We start from the raw sequence: 15,825 nt of genomic DNA, 5'->3' as shown, positions 1-15,825 counted from the left end.
CCGCAAGCATTAAGAAATGGAGGTCGAAATGACCGTTCAATATGGACGACTCTAGTCGCGAACACGAAACCACGGGGGACGGCGGTGCCGGGCGACGACGCGGGCTCGAGCGCCGGCAGGTGCTCAAGACGACGGCGGGTGGGGCTGTCGGCCTCTCGCTTGCGGGTTGTCTCGATACCTACGGCGCGATCATTGGGGACGACGACACCGAGCCGATTACGGTGGGCGTGCTCGCACCGGGACCGGACAGCGACACGACCGGCCAATCGAACGTCCGGGGGGCACAGATCGCCGTCGACGAACTCAACGACGACGGCGGTATCCTCGGTCGCGAGGTCGAACTGGCCGTCGGCGACTCGAACCGGAGCGCACGCGAGGGCAGCCGCGAGTACCAGCGGCTCGTCCTCGAGGAGGGTGCCGACGTCACCGTCGGCGTCGCCACGAGTGAGGTTCTCGAGGGAATCCTCGATGACGTCGCCGAACAGGAGACGATCCACCTGACCGCCGGCGCGGTGACGATGACGCCCAGCGAGTTGATCGGCGAACAGTACGACGAATACAAGTATCACTTCCGGGTCGGCCCGCTCAACGGCCACGACCTCGCGGCCCACCAGCTCGACTTCCTCGACGCGATGGGCGGCGAGCTGGGCTGGGAGTCCTTTGCCGTCCTCGTCGAGGACTACATCTGGACCGAATCGCTGTGGGACGTCTACGAGGACGAGCTCTCGGGCGACGTGACGTTCTGGGAACAGTATCCACCCGCGACGGACGACTTCACCGATATTTACGACGAAATCGCGACGACGGATGCCGACGCGGTCCTCGAGGCGGTCGCTCACACCGGTGCCACGTCGCTGGTCGACTGGAACCGCACCCAGCAGCCGTTTGCCTTCGGCGGCGTCCACATGCCGATGCAATCGCCGTTGTACTACGACCAGGTCGGCGGCGACTGCGAGTACGCCGTCGGCTACACCAACGTGACGCCAACCAGCGATCACACCGAGAAGACCCAGCCGTTCATCCAAGAGTACCAGGATCGCTACGACGGGAACAGCCCCGTCTACACCGGTTACAGCAGCTACGACGCGGTTCACGTGTTCGCACAGGCGGCAGAAGCGGCCGGCACGCTCGATTCCGACGAACTCGTCAGCACGCTCGAGGACATTTCGGTGACCGGCACCACCGGCACGATCGAGTTCTACGGGGCGGATCACGAGTTCGCCCACGACGTGGTCTACGGCGAGGACAACGTCAACCCGGTGTACTTCCAGTGGGTCGAAGACGAGAACGGCGACGGCGTCCAGAACGTCATCTGGCCCGACGAGCAGGCCGAAAGCGACTACGTCGAGCCGGACTGGATCTGAGCGCCCACTCACTTTTTCCGGTCGCGTCGATGTAACGACAGACGCTCTCAGTCGTCCGCGTTCGCCTCGAGCGCCCCGTCTGCAGCCACGAACCGATCACCACCGACCAGCAACGCGCCCGCAAGCAGGCCACCGATCCCCGCGAACGCAGCGATCATCGCGAAAAACACCGTCTGCGAGAACCGGCCGAGGACGAAGCCACCGAGTGCGATACTCACCGAGCCGAAGCCGAACTCGGCGAGATAGGTGTAGCCATACGAGAGCCCGCGGGCGTCCGGCGGCGTATAGAGTGCGACGGCGTTCTGATAGAACGGCTGGATCGCAAACAGGAAAAAGCCCAGCACGGCACAGAGGACGACGATCGGGACGAGCCCGACGCCCGTCGCGGTCACCGGCACGAACGCGAGTCCGAGGACTGCGAGGACGACGAAAATGCCTGCGAGTCCGCGCGCCGGCGTCACCCGGCCGGTCAGTTTGCCACCGGCGTACTGGCCCGCCATGCCGACGACCAGCAGGCCGACGTAGATGTAGTCGGCGGGTTCGATTCCCTCGAGACCTGCCGGCAGCGCGAGCCCGTCCATCGCCGACAGGCCGTGGAGGATCTCGGGGAGGTAGGTCAGTGTCCCTCGATAGTAGAGCCCCTCGAAGGTGACGAGGACGAAGACGACGGCGAAGGCACTCGCGAACAGCGCTCGCGTGTTCCCGGCGACCTCCGACAGCGACAGTGCCTCGTCGGGGCCTGCGTCGGCATCGTTCGAGACGGCCGCAGTCGGATCGAACTCCGCACTGAGGCCGTAAAGGACTGCGAGCAGACCCGGCACGGTGAGGACAGCGGCAACGACGGACCACTCGAGGAAGATCAACAGCGTGGCGGCGACGAACGGACCGAGCGCGATGCCGGCGTTGCCGGCGATCCCGTGCCAGGCAAAAACAGTGCCGCGATCCTCGACGCCGGTACTGATGAGCGCGAGGCCGGCAGGGTGATAGACGCTGGCGGCGACCCCCCACAGGATCAGTCCGACCGCGATGGCGTAGATAGAACTCGCGACGGCGAGGACGAGAAACGACAGTGACATCCCGGCGATACACAGCAAGACGAGCCGCTTGGTGCCGTAGCGGTCGGCGAGAATGCCGCCGGGGAGTGCCCCCAGTCCGAACGGCGCGTAGCCGAGCGCGACGACGATCCCGAACAGCGCGACGCCGACGTCGAACTCGGCCAGCCAGACGACCAGGAAGATCGGAATCGAGGTCTCGAACCAGTGGACCAGCGCGTGGCCCGCCATGGTAAAGCCCGCGATCGAACGATCGTTCGCGTTCAGGGCCATGAATCGTTGCTCGACATCGCGTCTCTGCGCACTTAGCGGCTTGGGAACCGGCGTGGCCCGGACGATGGGCGACAGAAACTATCGAGTTGGATTCAGCTGTCTTCGTGCTTCTCGACGACCCCCGAGACATCGACGTCCTCGGGTTCGTCCTGACCGCCGACGACGAGGTCGCCGTCTTCGGTCTCGACGTAGACGTCGTCGGCGAATCCACCCTCCGCGTGGGGATGCTCGGGGTCCTCGAGTCGCTCTGGCGTTGAGGGTGCCTCGGGTACGCCCTCGGGTGGGGCGAACTGGCCGAGCGGGTCGGCGATCGTGATATCCCATCGCTCGAAGAACTCGCGGTAGCGGTCGTAGTGGGCCTCGAGTTCGTCGGCAGGGAACTCCATCATCTCGGTCCAGCCGTGATTATAGAAATCGAAGTTGGCCTGGATATGAGTGATCTCGCGGGCCTCGGCTTCGGAGTAGCCGTCCTGCAGCGCGCGCAGGTAAGTGTCCATCGTCGCATCGAAGAAGCCATCGAGGTGGTCCCGGCGGTCCTCGGCGTGGGCGGGATCGGCTTTCCCGGTGAAGATCTTGGTGTGGAGTTTGACCAGCCCCGCGTTGGCGACCGAGCGGACACCCGGCGTCTCGAGGGCTTTCTGGTAAGCGAAGTGTTTCGCGTTCTGGCGGAGCTTCATGTCCGCGCTTTACGCACACCTCCTAAAGAACAGTTCGGACAACATTGTTAGGGGGTGCAGTCCTGCGGCGGGAGACGATCGGTGCGACTGATACCAGTAGAGAGTAGCCGACACGAACCCGTGCTTTCTCGAGGAATGCTGCCTGAAAGTTGATGATAGATACATACTGTCAACTATTACGTGATTATGTTTACTATCGTTGTGTCTTCAATGCGAGTGCGGCAAAATAGACGAGATAGCAATCCACTTTAACCCGGGTTACGAACGGTCTGGATATGACTCAGTACGTCATCATCGGTGACGGGATCTCGGGTAGTTCGGCCGCCGAGACCCTCCGGGAGGAAGACCCGGACGCGAAGATTACCGTCATCACCGATGAGGGGGAGCCACTGTATAACCGCATTCTGATCAAAGAACACGCGAAAGGAAAACTCCCCGAAGCACCTATCTCGATTCACGACGAGGAGTGGTACGACGAACGTGACATCGATCTCTCGTTGAACACCTTCGTAACGAGCGTCGACGCCGACGCGAAGGTCATCAACACCCACGAGGGCGAGGAGATTCCCTACGACAAGCTGCTCGTCGCGACCGGCGGGACGCCGACACAGCTCCCTGTCGAGAACAGCGACGCCGACGGAATCCATCACTTCTGGACGTTCCAGGACGCACGTGCGATCCGCGAGCACGCTGAACAAGCCGACACGGGTGTCATCGTCGGTGCCGGGCTTCTCGGCATCGACTTCGCGGCCGTCTGTGGGGCACAGGGAATCGAGGCCGACTACCTCATGCGTGGCGACCGCTGGTGGCGCTACGCGCTGTCAGGAGAGGGTGCCGAGATCATGCACGAAGGCATGCGCGAGGTCGGTGTCGAACCCGTCTTCGACAGCGGAGTCGATCACTTCGAGACCGACGACGACGGGCACGTCACCGCCGCCGTCGATCCCAACGGCGACCGCTACGAGTGTGACTTCGTCGGCGCCGCGATCGGCCTGAACTTCAACACCGAGTACCTCGATGGGGTCGGTCTCGAGGAGGACAACGGCATTATCGTCGACGAGTATATGCAGACCAGCGTCGACGACATCTACGCGGCCGGTGACATCACCCGCTTCTACGACGTGTTGCTCGGCGAGCAGGCCCAGAACGGCTCGTGGGGCTCGGCCAAAGAGCAGGGCCGGGTCGCCGCGGTCAACATGGCTGCCGACGAGGAAGCCGAAGAATTCGAGTGGGTATCCTCCTACTCCATTACGCACTTCGACTTCCCGTTCCTCTCCTTTGGTCACCCGACGCTCGGCGACGAGTACGCAGAACGCAAGTACAGCGACACCGAGTGGCGACGCATCGCCTTCAAGGACGGGAAGGTCGTCGGCGGCGTCCTCATCGGCGATCTCTCGCCCCAGAGCCAGCTCAAGCAGCTGATGCGCGAACAGCGCACTGTCGCCGACCAAGCCGAGGTACTGCTCGAGCAGTCCGTCGATCTGGACGAGCTCGCAGCGCCACAGGAACAGTAATCCGGCATCGTTCTGTCGACGCGATCCGTTTTTTGTTCCCACCGCTGAGCCACTTCGCTTCGTCGCTATAGCTCCGAGCACGTCCGCGCAACCGCAAGCGTTGCCGCCAGCCGGCCAGCTTGCACGCTTGCCATCGACACTGGTCAGTGGTCACCGAGCCGGAACTATTAAGTCAACTAAATACATTCGGTAACAATGAACATGGCAGCCAGCGAACCCAGCCGTCGATCAGTACAACTCGACCACGGTGACCTCCGCCTCGAGCGTGTCGAATCGGTCACGCCGGATGCGACCGTTCGTCACGTCGACCAGCTCGATTCGGACGCGTTGGAGGCCGTGTACGAGGCTATTTCCGCTGATCGACCCGTTCCGGCTGCGGGGACTGGGCTCGAGCCTGGCGAGGTAATCGTCTTCACGGACTACTTCCGTGTCGAACGGGTCTGATACGGATTGCTATCACGAGCGATCGGTGCGCCCGCAAGGCGGTCGTGGGCCCACTGATAGGAGTCCGTATCACGTCGTGTGCAGCGTGGGTGCGGTATCGAAGTCGTTTTCCCACGTGCGCGCGTTCGATGGCATATGAACGGCGATAGCGACATGACGCTGGCGTTCGAACTCGAGGCGCTGAAAGCACTCGCCTCGCCCGAACGCGTGTTCGAAGACGCCAGAGGCTGGACCGAGTACATCGGTGTCGTCTCGGAGAAGCCGACCTACGTCGTGACGAACTTCACGCGGAAGAACCGTGTCCGACAGGACTTCTTCTCCGGCCCCCGCGGGAAAGAGGAGAGCCTCGAGGGCGTCAAAGACCAGTTCGACACGGACCGCTACGTCTACATCGGTGCCAGCGAGGAAGACGAGGAACTCGCCGATGCGGTCGACTGGGAGTATCTCGCCGTCGAGGATGCCGCCGAGGCGGCCGACTGGATCCTGGCGACCCACGCCGACGAGGACGACGACGAGGCAGAACAGGTCCGCGACGACTGGCCCTGAGACAGACTGGATACCCCTGACTGCGATCGGAGTCCATCAATCGATCTGCCGATGTCGTCGCCCTTATCCCCTGTCCATCCGAAAAACTGGCAATGACACCACCCCGCGGTCCAGGTTCCGACGGCAGCGACGACCTCGAGTTGCCCTGCGGGGAGACCGTCGACCCCCACGAGATCGATCTGGGCATGCGCGAGTACCGCTGTTCCTGCGGTGACGTCCACGCCGTCGTGACCGACGTTCACCCGCCGTCACGATTTTTCCCGGAGTCGCTCGTGGCCATCCTCCAGGAGACGATCGACACCGACGACGAGTTCGAGGAGTTCGGCACGCCCCATCTGATGGGCGTCGTTTTAGAGGAGTTCCCCGAAGACGTCGCCATCCACGATGCGAGCGACGACGGGGCCGTCGGCTACACTCTGTTGTGGGTCACCGACTTCGACGCTCGGCGACTCCACGAGATCGTCGTCGAACTCGTCGTCGAGCTCATGGAACATGCGATCAGCCACGCCGACGACGACGCCGCGGTCACCGAGTTCGAATCTCAGATGCTCGAGTTCGACGTCGGCGAGTTCGTCGATCAGTACCGGCGAGAGCGCGAGTTCGAGAGCGAGTACGACCGACCGATCTGATCGGCTCGGAGCCGAGACGCGACGATCGAGACCAGGTTTCGTGTTGCCGATGTTCCTCCGTGACGAGCCTCGATCGTTGCCCAGCAGCGTGAGTGAGGATCACACCCGATCGACAGAACCGGCCGCTGGTCGGACACTCGGTGCGTTTCGGGACTGAAGTCCTCTCGAGTTCGAATTTCGAAAGGCCGTTTCGAGATTCGTACTGTATCGTGGGGCTTATTACGATGTACGAACTCCACTTCGACAAGACAAATGAGTACGGACACCGCCGTAGACGGCGAGACGGGAGATGGACGCACGATCCTGTTGATCGGGAGCGGTCCGATTCAGATCGGGCAGGCAGCCGAGTTCGACTACTCCGGTGCACAGGCTTGCCGGGCGCTCCAGGAGGAGGGTGCCCGCGTCGTGCTCGTCAATTCGAACCCTGCGACGATCATGACGGATCCAGAGATGGCCGACCGGGTCTACATCGAGCCGATCACGACCGACGCCATCTCGGAGATTATCCGCAAGGAAAACCCCGACGGCGTCATCGCCGGCCTCGGCGGCCAGACCGGGCTGAACGTCACCGCCGAACTCGCAGAGGAAGGCGTCTTGGAAGAATACGACGTCGATATCATGGGGACGCCGCTGGATACGATCTACGCGACGGAAGACCGTGACCTCTTCCGCCAGCGCATGGAGAAGATCGGCCAGCCGGTTCCCAAGTCGACCACCATCTCCCTCGACGAAGGCGAGAAGGTCTCGGAACTGACCGAGGAGGACCTCGAGGAACGCGTCCAGGACGCCGTCGACGAGGTCGGCGGCCTGCCGGTCATCGCCCGCACCACGTACACGCTGGGTGGCTCCGGATCGGGAGTCGTCCACGAGTTCGACGAACTCTTAGAGCGCGTCCGTAAGGGCCTGCGCCTCTCGCGCAACAGCGAGGTGCTCATCACCGAGTCGATCGCCGGCTGGGTCGAGTACGAGTACGAGGTCATGCGCGACGCCGACGACTCCTGTATCATCATCTGTAACATGGAGAACATCGACCCGATGGGCATCCACACCGGCGAGTCGACGGTCGTCACGCCATCCCAGATCGTCCCCGACGAGGGTCACCAGGAGATGCGTACCGCCGCGCTCGACGTTATCCGCGAACTCGGCATTCAGGGTGGCTGTAACATCCAGTTCGCCTGGCACGACGACGGCACGCCCGGCGGCGAGTATCGCGTCGTCGAGGTCAACCCGCGCGTCTCGCGTTCCTCCGCGCTGGCCTCGAAGGCGACGGGCTACCCGATCGCCCGCGTGACCGCGAAGGTCGCACTCGGCAAGCGCCTCCACGAGATCGAGAACGAAATCACCGGCGAGACGACCGCGGCGTTCGAACCCGCGATCGACTACGTTGTCACCAAGGTGCCCCGCTGGCCCAAAGACAAGTTCGACGACGTCGACTTCGAGCTGACGACGGCAATGAAGTCGACTGGCGAGGCGATGGCCATCGGCCGCACCTTCGAGGAGAGCCTCCTCAAGGCCCTTCGCTCCTCAGAGTACGAACCCGACGTCGACTGGGACGACGTAAGCGACGAGGAACTCGAGGACCACTATCTCGAGCGCCCGTCGCCGGACCGCCCGTACGCGATGTTCGAGGCCTTCGACCGCGGTTACACGGTCGAGGAAATCGTCGACCTGACGGGCATCTTCGAGTGGTACACCGAACGCTACAAGAACATCGCCGACTCGACGGTCGCCGCACAGGAGGGTGACTTCACCGAAGCGGCGATCACCGGCCACACCAACGCCACCATCGCCGCGGCAGCCGGCTCGGACGTCGAAACCGTCGAGACGGAAGTCCCTGGCCGCACCTACAAGCAGGTCGACACCTGCGCGGGCGAGTTCAAGGCTGAGACGCCATACTACTACTCCTCGCGCAAAAACGAGTTCGAGAAGGGCCCGCTCGTCGGCGACGCCGCCTCGGGCGAGCTCGAGGTCGACCGCGACATCGAGAGCGTGATCGTCGTCGGCGGCGGCCCGATCCGTATCGGCCAGGGTGTCGAGTTCGACTACTGTTCGGTCCACGCGGTCCGTGCGCTGCGCGAACTCGGCATCGACGCCTACGTCGTCAACAACAACCCCGAGACCGTCTCGACGGACTACGACACCTCCGACGGGCTGTTCTTCGAGCCCATTACCGCAGAGGAGGTCGCCGACGTGGCCGAAGCCACGGGCGCTGACGGCGTGATGGTCCAGTTCGGCGGGCAGACGTCGGTCAACATCGGCGAACCGCTCGAGGACGAACTGAAGCGCCGCGACCTCGACTGTGAGGTCATGGGGACCTCGGTCGAAGCGATGGACTTAGCCGAGGACCGCGACCGCTTCAACCTCCTGATGGAGGAGATGGGTATCTCTCAGCCCGACGGTGGCACCGCCTTCTCGAAGGAGGAGGCCCTCGAGCTGGCCCACGACATCGGCTACCCCGTTCTCGTGCGCCCCTCCTACGTGCTGGGTGGGCGCGCGATGGACGTCGTCTACAACGACGAGGAACTCGAGACATACATCGAGGAAGCTGTCCGCGTCAGCCCCGAGAAACCGATCCTCGTCGACGACTTCCTCGAGGACGCGGTCGAACTCGACGTGGACGCGGTCTCGGACGGCCGCAACGTCATCATCGGCGGCATCATGGAACACGTCGAGACCGCCGGCGTCCACTCCGGCGACTCCGCGTGTATGATCCCGCCGCGCTCGCTCGACGAGGACACCCTGGAACGCGTCCGCGAGGTCACCGAGGACATCGCCGAAGCCCTCAAAACGAAGGGCCTGCTGAACGTCCAGCTGGCCGTCCGTGACGGCGAAGTGTACGTCTTAGAGGCGAACCCGCGTTCCTCGCGTACCGTCCCCTTCGTCTCGAAGGCGACCGGCGTCCCGATCGCCAAACTCGCCGCGAAGGTCATGGCCGGCGAAACCTTAGAGACGCTCGAGACGGACGAGCAGATCCCCGAACACACCTCGATCAAGGAGGTCGTCCTGCCCTTTGACCGCCTGCCAGGTTCGGACCCACGTCTCGGCCCGGAGATGAAGTCCACCGGCGAAGTCATGGGCACGGCGAGTGACTTCGGCACGGCCTTCTGGAAGGCCCAGCAGGCCGCCGACAACGCCGTCAGCGAGGGCACCGCCGTGGTCGACCTCGACGTCGACGGCTTCGACCAGTTCTTCGACGTCGAGGAATTCGACGACGTGCCACAGGCGATCCGCGAGAACGAGGTCGACTTCATCGTCAGCCGCGACCGCGACTCGCTGGAGATGGCCGTCGAAGAGGAGATTCCCTACCTGTCGACGGTGGCCAGCGCCGAGGCCTACGTCGAAGCCCTCGAGAGCTTCGACGGTGACCTCGAGGTCGCTGCCGTGACCGACCGTCCGAAGAACGTCGCCAAGTGGGGCGACGCGGAGTAAGCGCGTCGGTCGCTCGAGTCCCAGTTCTCTCTGCTCTTACTGTCTTCTCGTGACGATTTCTGAGTGACAGCCGTCGTACCGTGTCGTTGTTCCGTCTGTTTCGACACGTACAGAAGCGGAAGCCACGCTCGAACTAGTCGAAATCGTACCAGTCGAATCGCTCGACTGCGTACAGGTAGGAGATAACTGGCGCGAGCAGGCCGCCGATTAGGACGGTCCAGGCCGTGACGGTAATGGTCCGAGCAGCGATCGCCACCGACGGTAGCGGCGTCCACGTCGACACCGACGCAATCAGCCCGGCGATCAACGCAGGGGCCTCGAGATACAATCCGGCGGCTGCCCCGGCGGGAAGCGCGATCGCGATCGTGTAGATGACAAACGCCGTCTTGCTCGGCATCACCGCTTCGCGGTTGTTGGTGACGTTGACGCTCCCGAAGCGAGGAAACGCCGAGCCGATCCCGGTCGCAAGTGCCGGTGTCGCGACCGCCCCGGCGACGGTCGCGGCGGTCAGGGCGGCGGTCTGCTCGAGTCCGAGCGGACTCGCGATCCCGACGGCCAGCGAGACGACGAGCGCAAGCGGGACGCCGACGAGCGCGCCGGCGAGGATACGGCCACGAATCGCTTGCTGGCCGGTCAGCGTCGACGTGACGACGGCGGGCAGGGCCGGCCCGAGATCGCCCAGCGGATTGAGCGTAAAGAGGACGCCGGCGGCCCAGACGGCGTACAGACAGAAGAGCACGGCCAGAAACGCGGGGACCGTCCCGAGTTCGATGATCTGCTGGACGAACCCGAGCGCGCCCAACAGCGGATAGCCGGCGTACGCCAGTCGAATCGGGGCACGTTTCGTCCGGCGGATCGCCGTCACCGTCACGGTTCGAACGGGCCGCGAGACGCGCCCCGCGAGGAGCGCGGTGAGCCGATCGGACGACGACTCCTCGCCGACCGGTTCGTCGTCAGTACGAGCCGGATCCGCGAACCAGTGGCGATCTGCGGCGGGGACGGCAGCCGCGATGGCGACGGCCACGAGGCAGACGGCGCCAGCGACGGCCCCGGCGATCGCGGGTATCGAGGGCTCGAGGCCGGGGATCCCGGTCGCTAGCAGATGGCCGGGCCAGCCCAGCGGACTCGTCTGTAGCGCCGTAAACAGCGTACCCATGACCGCATTGAGGCCGCCGGTCGCGATCGCGCCGAAGTAGGCGAGCCAGAACGCGGCGAACAGCAGCGTTCGATAGCGAGCGATCGGCTCGTAGACGGTGATCAGATGGCGTACCCAGATGCCAACGAGGAACCCGACCGGAACGGCAGTGACGACGACGAGCGCAACCGTCAGCGTCGCGGTGACGACGGGCATCGGCGTTCCCGCGCCGACCGCGAACGCGCCGGCGAAGAGTGCAGTGAGCGGAAGCACGACGAGCACGTAGCGCGCGACCTCGGCGGCGACGATGCCGACGACGGCGTTGCGAACTGTCGTCGACAGCAGGAGGAACGCGGGCTCGTCGACGGCGGCGACTGCCGTGACAGTTCGCATGACCGTCATCACGGACAGGAGTACCCACAGCACTGCGATCCCGCCAGTCACGTACTCGAGCACCGTCGTGGCGGTGTCGGTCGTGAGTGAGGCGGTGACGGCCTGCTCGCCCAGCGTCGGCAAGAGGGATACGCCGAGGACCGTGATCGGTCCGAGTGCGACCACCCCGATCACGATCATCAGGAGCAACTTCGTCCGGTTGCCGACGATCGCGCGGACGGTCCGGCGGACGTCGAGGTCCGCGACAGTCAGTGCAGCGTGTGTCATCACGGCTCACCTCGAGTCGATCGCGGGGAGGGCACAACGTCGGGGCACATAGTCGGGTAGGGGTAGTGCTGTCAGTAAACACTTTGGATAGCTGTCATCCCGACCGCGCCGCTGGCCGGCCGAACATGACATAGCTTTAATGAGAGACCGCCGAACGAACGCGTATGCGCCCTGCCGACGGCCCCGCTATCGAAACCGACGGACTGACGAAGCGCTACGGCGAGACAACCGCCGTCTCCGAGCTGACGATGACCGTCGACCGCGGCACCGTATACGGGTTTCTCGGCCCCAACGGCGCGGGGAAGACGACCACGATGCGGATGCTGACGACGCTGACGCGACCGACGTCCGGGACGGCTCGTGTCGCCGGTCACTCGATCACGGATCGGGAGTCGGTCACCCCACACATCGGCTACCTGCCCGAAGAGCCGCCGGTCTACGACGAACTCACCGGCCGGGAACAACTCGAGTACGCTGCCGGCTTGCGTGACATCCCCGAGGCCGAGGCGGCCGAGCGCATCGACGCATTGCTCGAGCGCTTCGACCTGCGCGCGGACGCCGCCAAACGTATCGAGGATTACTCGAAGGGGATGCGCCAGAAGGTCGGCGTCATCCAGGCAGTGCTTCACGAACCGGACGTGGCCTTCCTCGACGAACCGACCAGCGGGCTCGATCCCCGTGCGGCCCGGACGATGCGCGAGACCATCGCCGACCTCGCCGACCGGGAGATGACGATCCTCCTCTCGACGCACATCCTCCCCGTCGTCGACGAACTGGCCGACGAGATCGGTGTCATCCACGACGGGCGGCTCGTCGCCGAGGACGATCCCGAACGGCTCAAGACCCGCGCCGAAACCGGCGACACTCGCAGCCTGGAGGACGCCTTCCTCGAGATCACGCGTGACCCGACGGACGAAGGGCGCACACGGGAGCGTGCGGCGGAGTAACCTCTCGACCCCAGAGATCAGCGTAAATACCTCCTACGTGCTTCTCGAGTGCTTAGATCCGTCGGATTTTAGTGGCAGGATACCGTACAGTCGCCTGGAGGTGAGAATCGATGGTGGCGAGAGACATCACTGATATCGTCGACCGTTCTCGAATCGGTGATCAGCCATTGATGATCGATCGGTACGATCTCCTGCTGGGACTGATCCCGGCAGCGTTCCTGGTCGCGTTTCTCGCCAGTCGATTGCTCGGTTTTCCCTTCGAAGCGGCCGTTCTCGGCGGCGCCGCCATCGCGTCGCTCGCGCTGCTCGATGGCGTCTTCTTCCGGCCGCCGACGGGGCTTCAGGGTGCGTAACACCGCCGCCTGTTGCCCCGACAGCCGACGTTCGTAATTGCCGCTGCACCGACTGCTGTCCGACAGTATCAAAAACGACCGGGCTCTCGGTCACTGTATGGAGTATCACGAGGCGGCGGATTTCTTATTCGATCTCCGGCGGTTCCGCCCAAAGCCGGGCACCGAGTCGACGGCCCGGTTGCTGTCTCAGCTCGAGAATCCCCACGAGACCGTCGATTTCGTCCAGATCGCCGGCTCCAACGGGAAAGGGAGCACGGCCCGCATGCTCGAGCGAACCCTGCGGGAGGCCGGCTACTCCGTCGGCCTCTACACCTCGCCCCACCTCGAGGACCTCCGCGAGCGGGTCCGTGTCGACGGCCGGAAGATCCCCCAATCGGCCGTCTGCGCGTACGTCGATTCCGTTCGCGAGTACATCACGGAACGGGCCGCCGACGGCGAGTCGCCGACCTTCTTCGAGGCGATGACCGCGATGGCGCTGTGGCAGTTCGGCCGCGAGGACGTCGACGTCGTCGTCCTCGAAGTCGGCATCGGCGGGAAGTACGACGCGACGAGCGTCGTCGACCCCGTCGCCAGCGCGGTGACGAGCGTGACCCTAGAGCACACGGGCATCCTCGGCGACACCGAAGCGGAGATCGCCCGCGACAAGGCCCACGTCGCGCCCGACGATGCGCCGCTGGTCACGGGCGTGACCGGCGAGCCACTCGAGGCAGTTCGTGACGTCGCCGGTGACGTGGTGACCGTCGGAACGGACGCCGGGACCGACGACGATGCATCCGACGCCGACACACGGCCCGATGTCCGCGTCGCCTACGGCGGCCGAGCGAACCACATCGAAGCGACCGTCTCGGTCGACGGTGACGACTGGGACCTCGAGACGCAGGTGCCGCTGCTGGGCGAACATCAGGCGATCAACGCCGGGATCGCCGCGGTCCTCGCACGACAGTTCGACGACGTGTCCGGCGCAGATCTCGCGCGCGGGCTGCGAAGCGCCCACTGGCCGGGCCGGTTCGAGGTGATCGACACCGAGCCGTTGACCGTCCTCGATGGCGCGCACAACCCCGGTGCCTGCGAGCGTCTCGCCGAGACGCTGGCGACTTACGAGTACGACGACCTCCACCTCGTCTTCGGCGCGATGCACGACAAGGAACACCGCCCGATGGCCGCCGCACTGCCGACGCCCGACACCGTCGTGACGACCGAGCCGGCGCTCGACCGCGCCGAGGACCGGGCAGTCCTCGCCGAGGCGTTCGCCGACACCGGTGTCGAGACGGTCCGCTCCGAAACCGACGTCGCCGACGCGCTCGCAATCGCTCTCGAGGGGGCCGACAGCGACGACTGCGTACTCGTCACCGGCTCGCTGTTCGCGGTCGCGGAAGCGCGCTCGCGGTGGACGCGGACCGACGTACCAAAACGAATCCGCGACCTCGCGGACGCTCGTGACGCGCTCGAAGCGGCCAACGTCGCTGCCGGCGCCGTCGAACGACTCGACGGCGACGCCATCCATCGAGTCGTCCGGACGGAACTGCGAGACCGGCAGGCGACCGTTCTCAAAGCGGAACTGCTCCGCGTGGGCGGGGAGTGTGCCCTCTCCGGGCTCGACCGGGACGACGAGGCCATCGACGCCGTGTTGATGGGCACACTCGCCCAATTCGAGGCGCTCGTCGACGCCCTCGAGGAACGGTCGCGCCCGCCCGGACTGACCGACGTCGCACGGGACCTGCGGGACAGCCTCGCGATCGACGTCGGCGCCGACGCCGAGGATCGCCCGACGTCCGCGGTGGGCTACGCTACGGGCCGAACCCGCTCGGCTGCTCACTCTGTCGGAGAGTCCACCACGTCGGACGTCCCCTGGGCCGATCGGACGGCCGTGATGGGCATCCTGAACGTCACCCCCGACAGCTTCCACGACGGGGGCCAGTACGACGCCCTCGAGGACGCGGTGGCCCGCGCCGAGGCGATGGTCGACGCCGGCGTGGATGTTATCGACGTCGGTGGCGAATCCACCCGGCCGGGTTCGGATCCCGTCTCGGTCGAGGCGGAACTGGATCGGGTCCTTCCGGTCATCGAGGAGATCGCCGATCTCGACGCCATGCTCTCGGTTGACACCCGCCGGGCCGCCGTCGCCGACGCGACCCTCGCAGCCGGTGCGGACATCATCAACGACGTCTCGGGGCTGGAAGACCCCGAGATGCGCTTCGTCGCCGCCGACCACGACGCGCACTTGGTCGTGATGCACAGCATCGACGCGCCGGTCGTCCCCGACCGCGACATCGAGTACGACGACGTGGTGGCGGACGTCCTCGAGCACCTCTCCGAACGGGTACTACTGGCCGAGAAAGCCGGACTCGACCGCGAGCAGATCATCGTCGACCCCGGCATCGGCTTCGGCAAGTCTACCGCCGAGAACTTCGAACTACTCGACCGCATCGACGAGTTCCGGGCACTGGGGTGTCCAGTGCTGTTCGGTCACTCCCATAAGTCCATGTTCGAACACATCGGCCGCGAACCCGGCGAGCGCCTCGAGGCGACCGTCGCTGCGACCGCTCTCGCGGCCGACCGGGGGGCCGATATCATCCGCGTCCACGACGTCGACGAGAACGTCGCCGCGGTCCGGACGGCGCTTGCGGCACGCGATCCGTCACGGTTTCAGTGGTAGCCGTCCCACCATCGATCGTCATCACCACCATTCTCGTCAGTAATAGCCGCTCGCCACACGTCTTAGATATCATATGGGTTTAGTGTCTCGGTTCCGTACTAGTACACGAGGATGAGGAAGCTATCCGACAACTGCAGAGAACACCT

General features: G+C 64.8%; 12 protein-coding genes. 9 read left to right on the top strand and 3 right to left on the bottom strand.

Translation table 11 applies throughout. From position 1 onward, the window contains the following. Window positions 1–41: 41 nt before the first annotated feature. Window positions 42–1,364 carry an ABC transporter substrate-binding protein gene (locus ACFR99_RS07670; protein WP_390285981.1) on the top strand — a complete coding sequence of 441 codons (1,323 nt, stop codon included), beginning with the start codon at window positions 42–44 and terminating at the stop codon, window positions 1,362–1,364. Window positions 1,365–1,411: 47 nt separating this feature from the next. Here ACFR99_RS07670 and ACFR99_RS07665 read toward each other — a convergent pair whose 3' ends face one another. Both ACFR99_RS07665 and ACFR99_RS07660 read right to left on the bottom strand, forming a co-directional pair. After that, window positions 1,412–2,689, bottom strand: a complete 1,278-nt coding sequence (locus ACFR99_RS07665; protein ID WP_390285979.1) for an MFS transporter — start codon at window positions 2,687–2,689, stop codon at window positions 1,412–1,414. Window positions 2,690–2,781: 92 nt separating this feature from the next. Then, window positions 2,782–3,366: a DUF6149 family protein gene (locus ACFR99_RS07660; RefSeq protein ID WP_390285977.1), complete on the bottom strand. Its 585-nt coding sequence runs from the start codon at window positions 3,364–3,366 to the stop codon at window positions 2,782–2,784. 275 nt (window positions 3,367–3,641) lie between these two features. Between ACFR99_RS07660 and ACFR99_RS07655 the strand changes: the two genes are divergently transcribed. The 5 genes from ACFR99_RS07655 (at window position 3,642) to carB (ending at window position 9,928) form a co-directional block, all read left to right on the top strand. Beyond that, window positions 3,642–4,880 (top strand): NAD(P)/FAD-dependent oxidoreductase, encoded by a 1,239-nt coding sequence (locus tag ACFR99_RS07655; protein WP_390285975.1) that lies wholly within the window; start codon window positions 3,642–3,644, stop codon window positions 4,878–4,880. Between the two features lie 195 nt (window positions 4,881–5,075). Further along, entirely contained in the window at window positions 5,076–5,324 is a 249-nt protein-coding gene (locus ACFR99_RS07650; RefSeq protein WP_390285973.1) for a DUF7979 domain-containing protein, read from the top strand. Between the two features lie 135 nt (window positions 5,325–5,459). Continuing rightward, window positions 5,460–5,870, top strand: coding sequence for a DUF7124 domain-containing protein (locus ACFR99_RS07645; protein WP_390285971.1), 411 nt, complete (start codon window positions 5,460–5,462; stop codon window positions 5,868–5,870). A 92-nt stretch (window positions 5,871–5,962) separates the two neighbouring features. Next, a complete protein-coding gene (locus ACFR99_RS07640; RefSeq protein WP_390285969.1) occupies window positions 5,963–6,499 on the top strand; it encodes a DUF5815 family protein in 537 nt (178 codons plus the stop codon). 252 nt (window positions 6,500–6,751) lie between these two features. Next, window positions 6,752–9,928, top strand: a complete 3,177-nt coding sequence (gene carB / locus ACFR99_RS07635) for a carbamoyl-phosphate synthase large subunit (RefSeq protein ID WP_390285967.1) — start codon at window positions 6,752–6,754, stop codon at window positions 9,926–9,928. Between the two features lie 133 nt (window positions 9,929–10,061). Here the strand turns inward: carB and ACFR99_RS07630 are convergent, their stop codons facing one another. Next, window positions 10,062–11,723 carry a hypothetical protein gene (locus ACFR99_RS07630; RefSeq protein WP_390285965.1) on the bottom strand — a complete coding sequence of 554 codons (1,662 nt, stop codon included), beginning with the start codon at window positions 11,721–11,723 and terminating at the stop codon, window positions 10,062–10,064. Window positions 11,724–11,887: 164 nt separating this feature from the next. Here ACFR99_RS07630 and ACFR99_RS07625 point away from each other — a divergent pair, with 164 nt between their 5' ends. The 3 genes from ACFR99_RS07625 (at window position 11,888) to folP (ending at window position 15,679) form a co-directional block, all read left to right on the top strand. Then, the gene (locus tag ACFR99_RS07625) at window positions 11,888–12,670 is read left to right on the top strand and encodes an ABC transporter ATP-binding protein (RefSeq protein WP_390285963.1); all 783 of its coding nucleotides are present in this window, start codon (window positions 11,888–11,890) and stop codon (window positions 12,668–12,670) included. 170 nt (window positions 12,671–12,840) lie between these two features. Further along, a complete protein-coding gene (locus ACFR99_RS07620; protein ID WP_390285961.1) occupies window positions 12,841–13,023 on the top strand; it encodes a DUF8015 family protein in 183 nt (60 codons plus the stop codon). Between the two features lie 97 nt (window positions 13,024–13,120). Then, a complete protein-coding gene (gene folP, locus ACFR99_RS07615) occupies window positions 13,121–15,679 on the top strand; it encodes a dihydropteroate synthase (protein ID WP_390285959.1) in 2,559 nt (852 codons plus the stop codon). The last annotated feature ends 146 nt before the right edge of the window (window positions 15,680–15,825 follow it).

Source organism: Haloarchaeobius amylolyticus (genome assembly GCF_042678045.1).
GTDB classification, from domain to species: Archaea; Halobacteriota; Halobacteria; order Halobacteriales; family Natrialbaceae; genus Natrinema; species Natrinema amylolyticus_A.
This window is presented reverse-complemented; position numbering and strand designations above follow the sequence as displayed.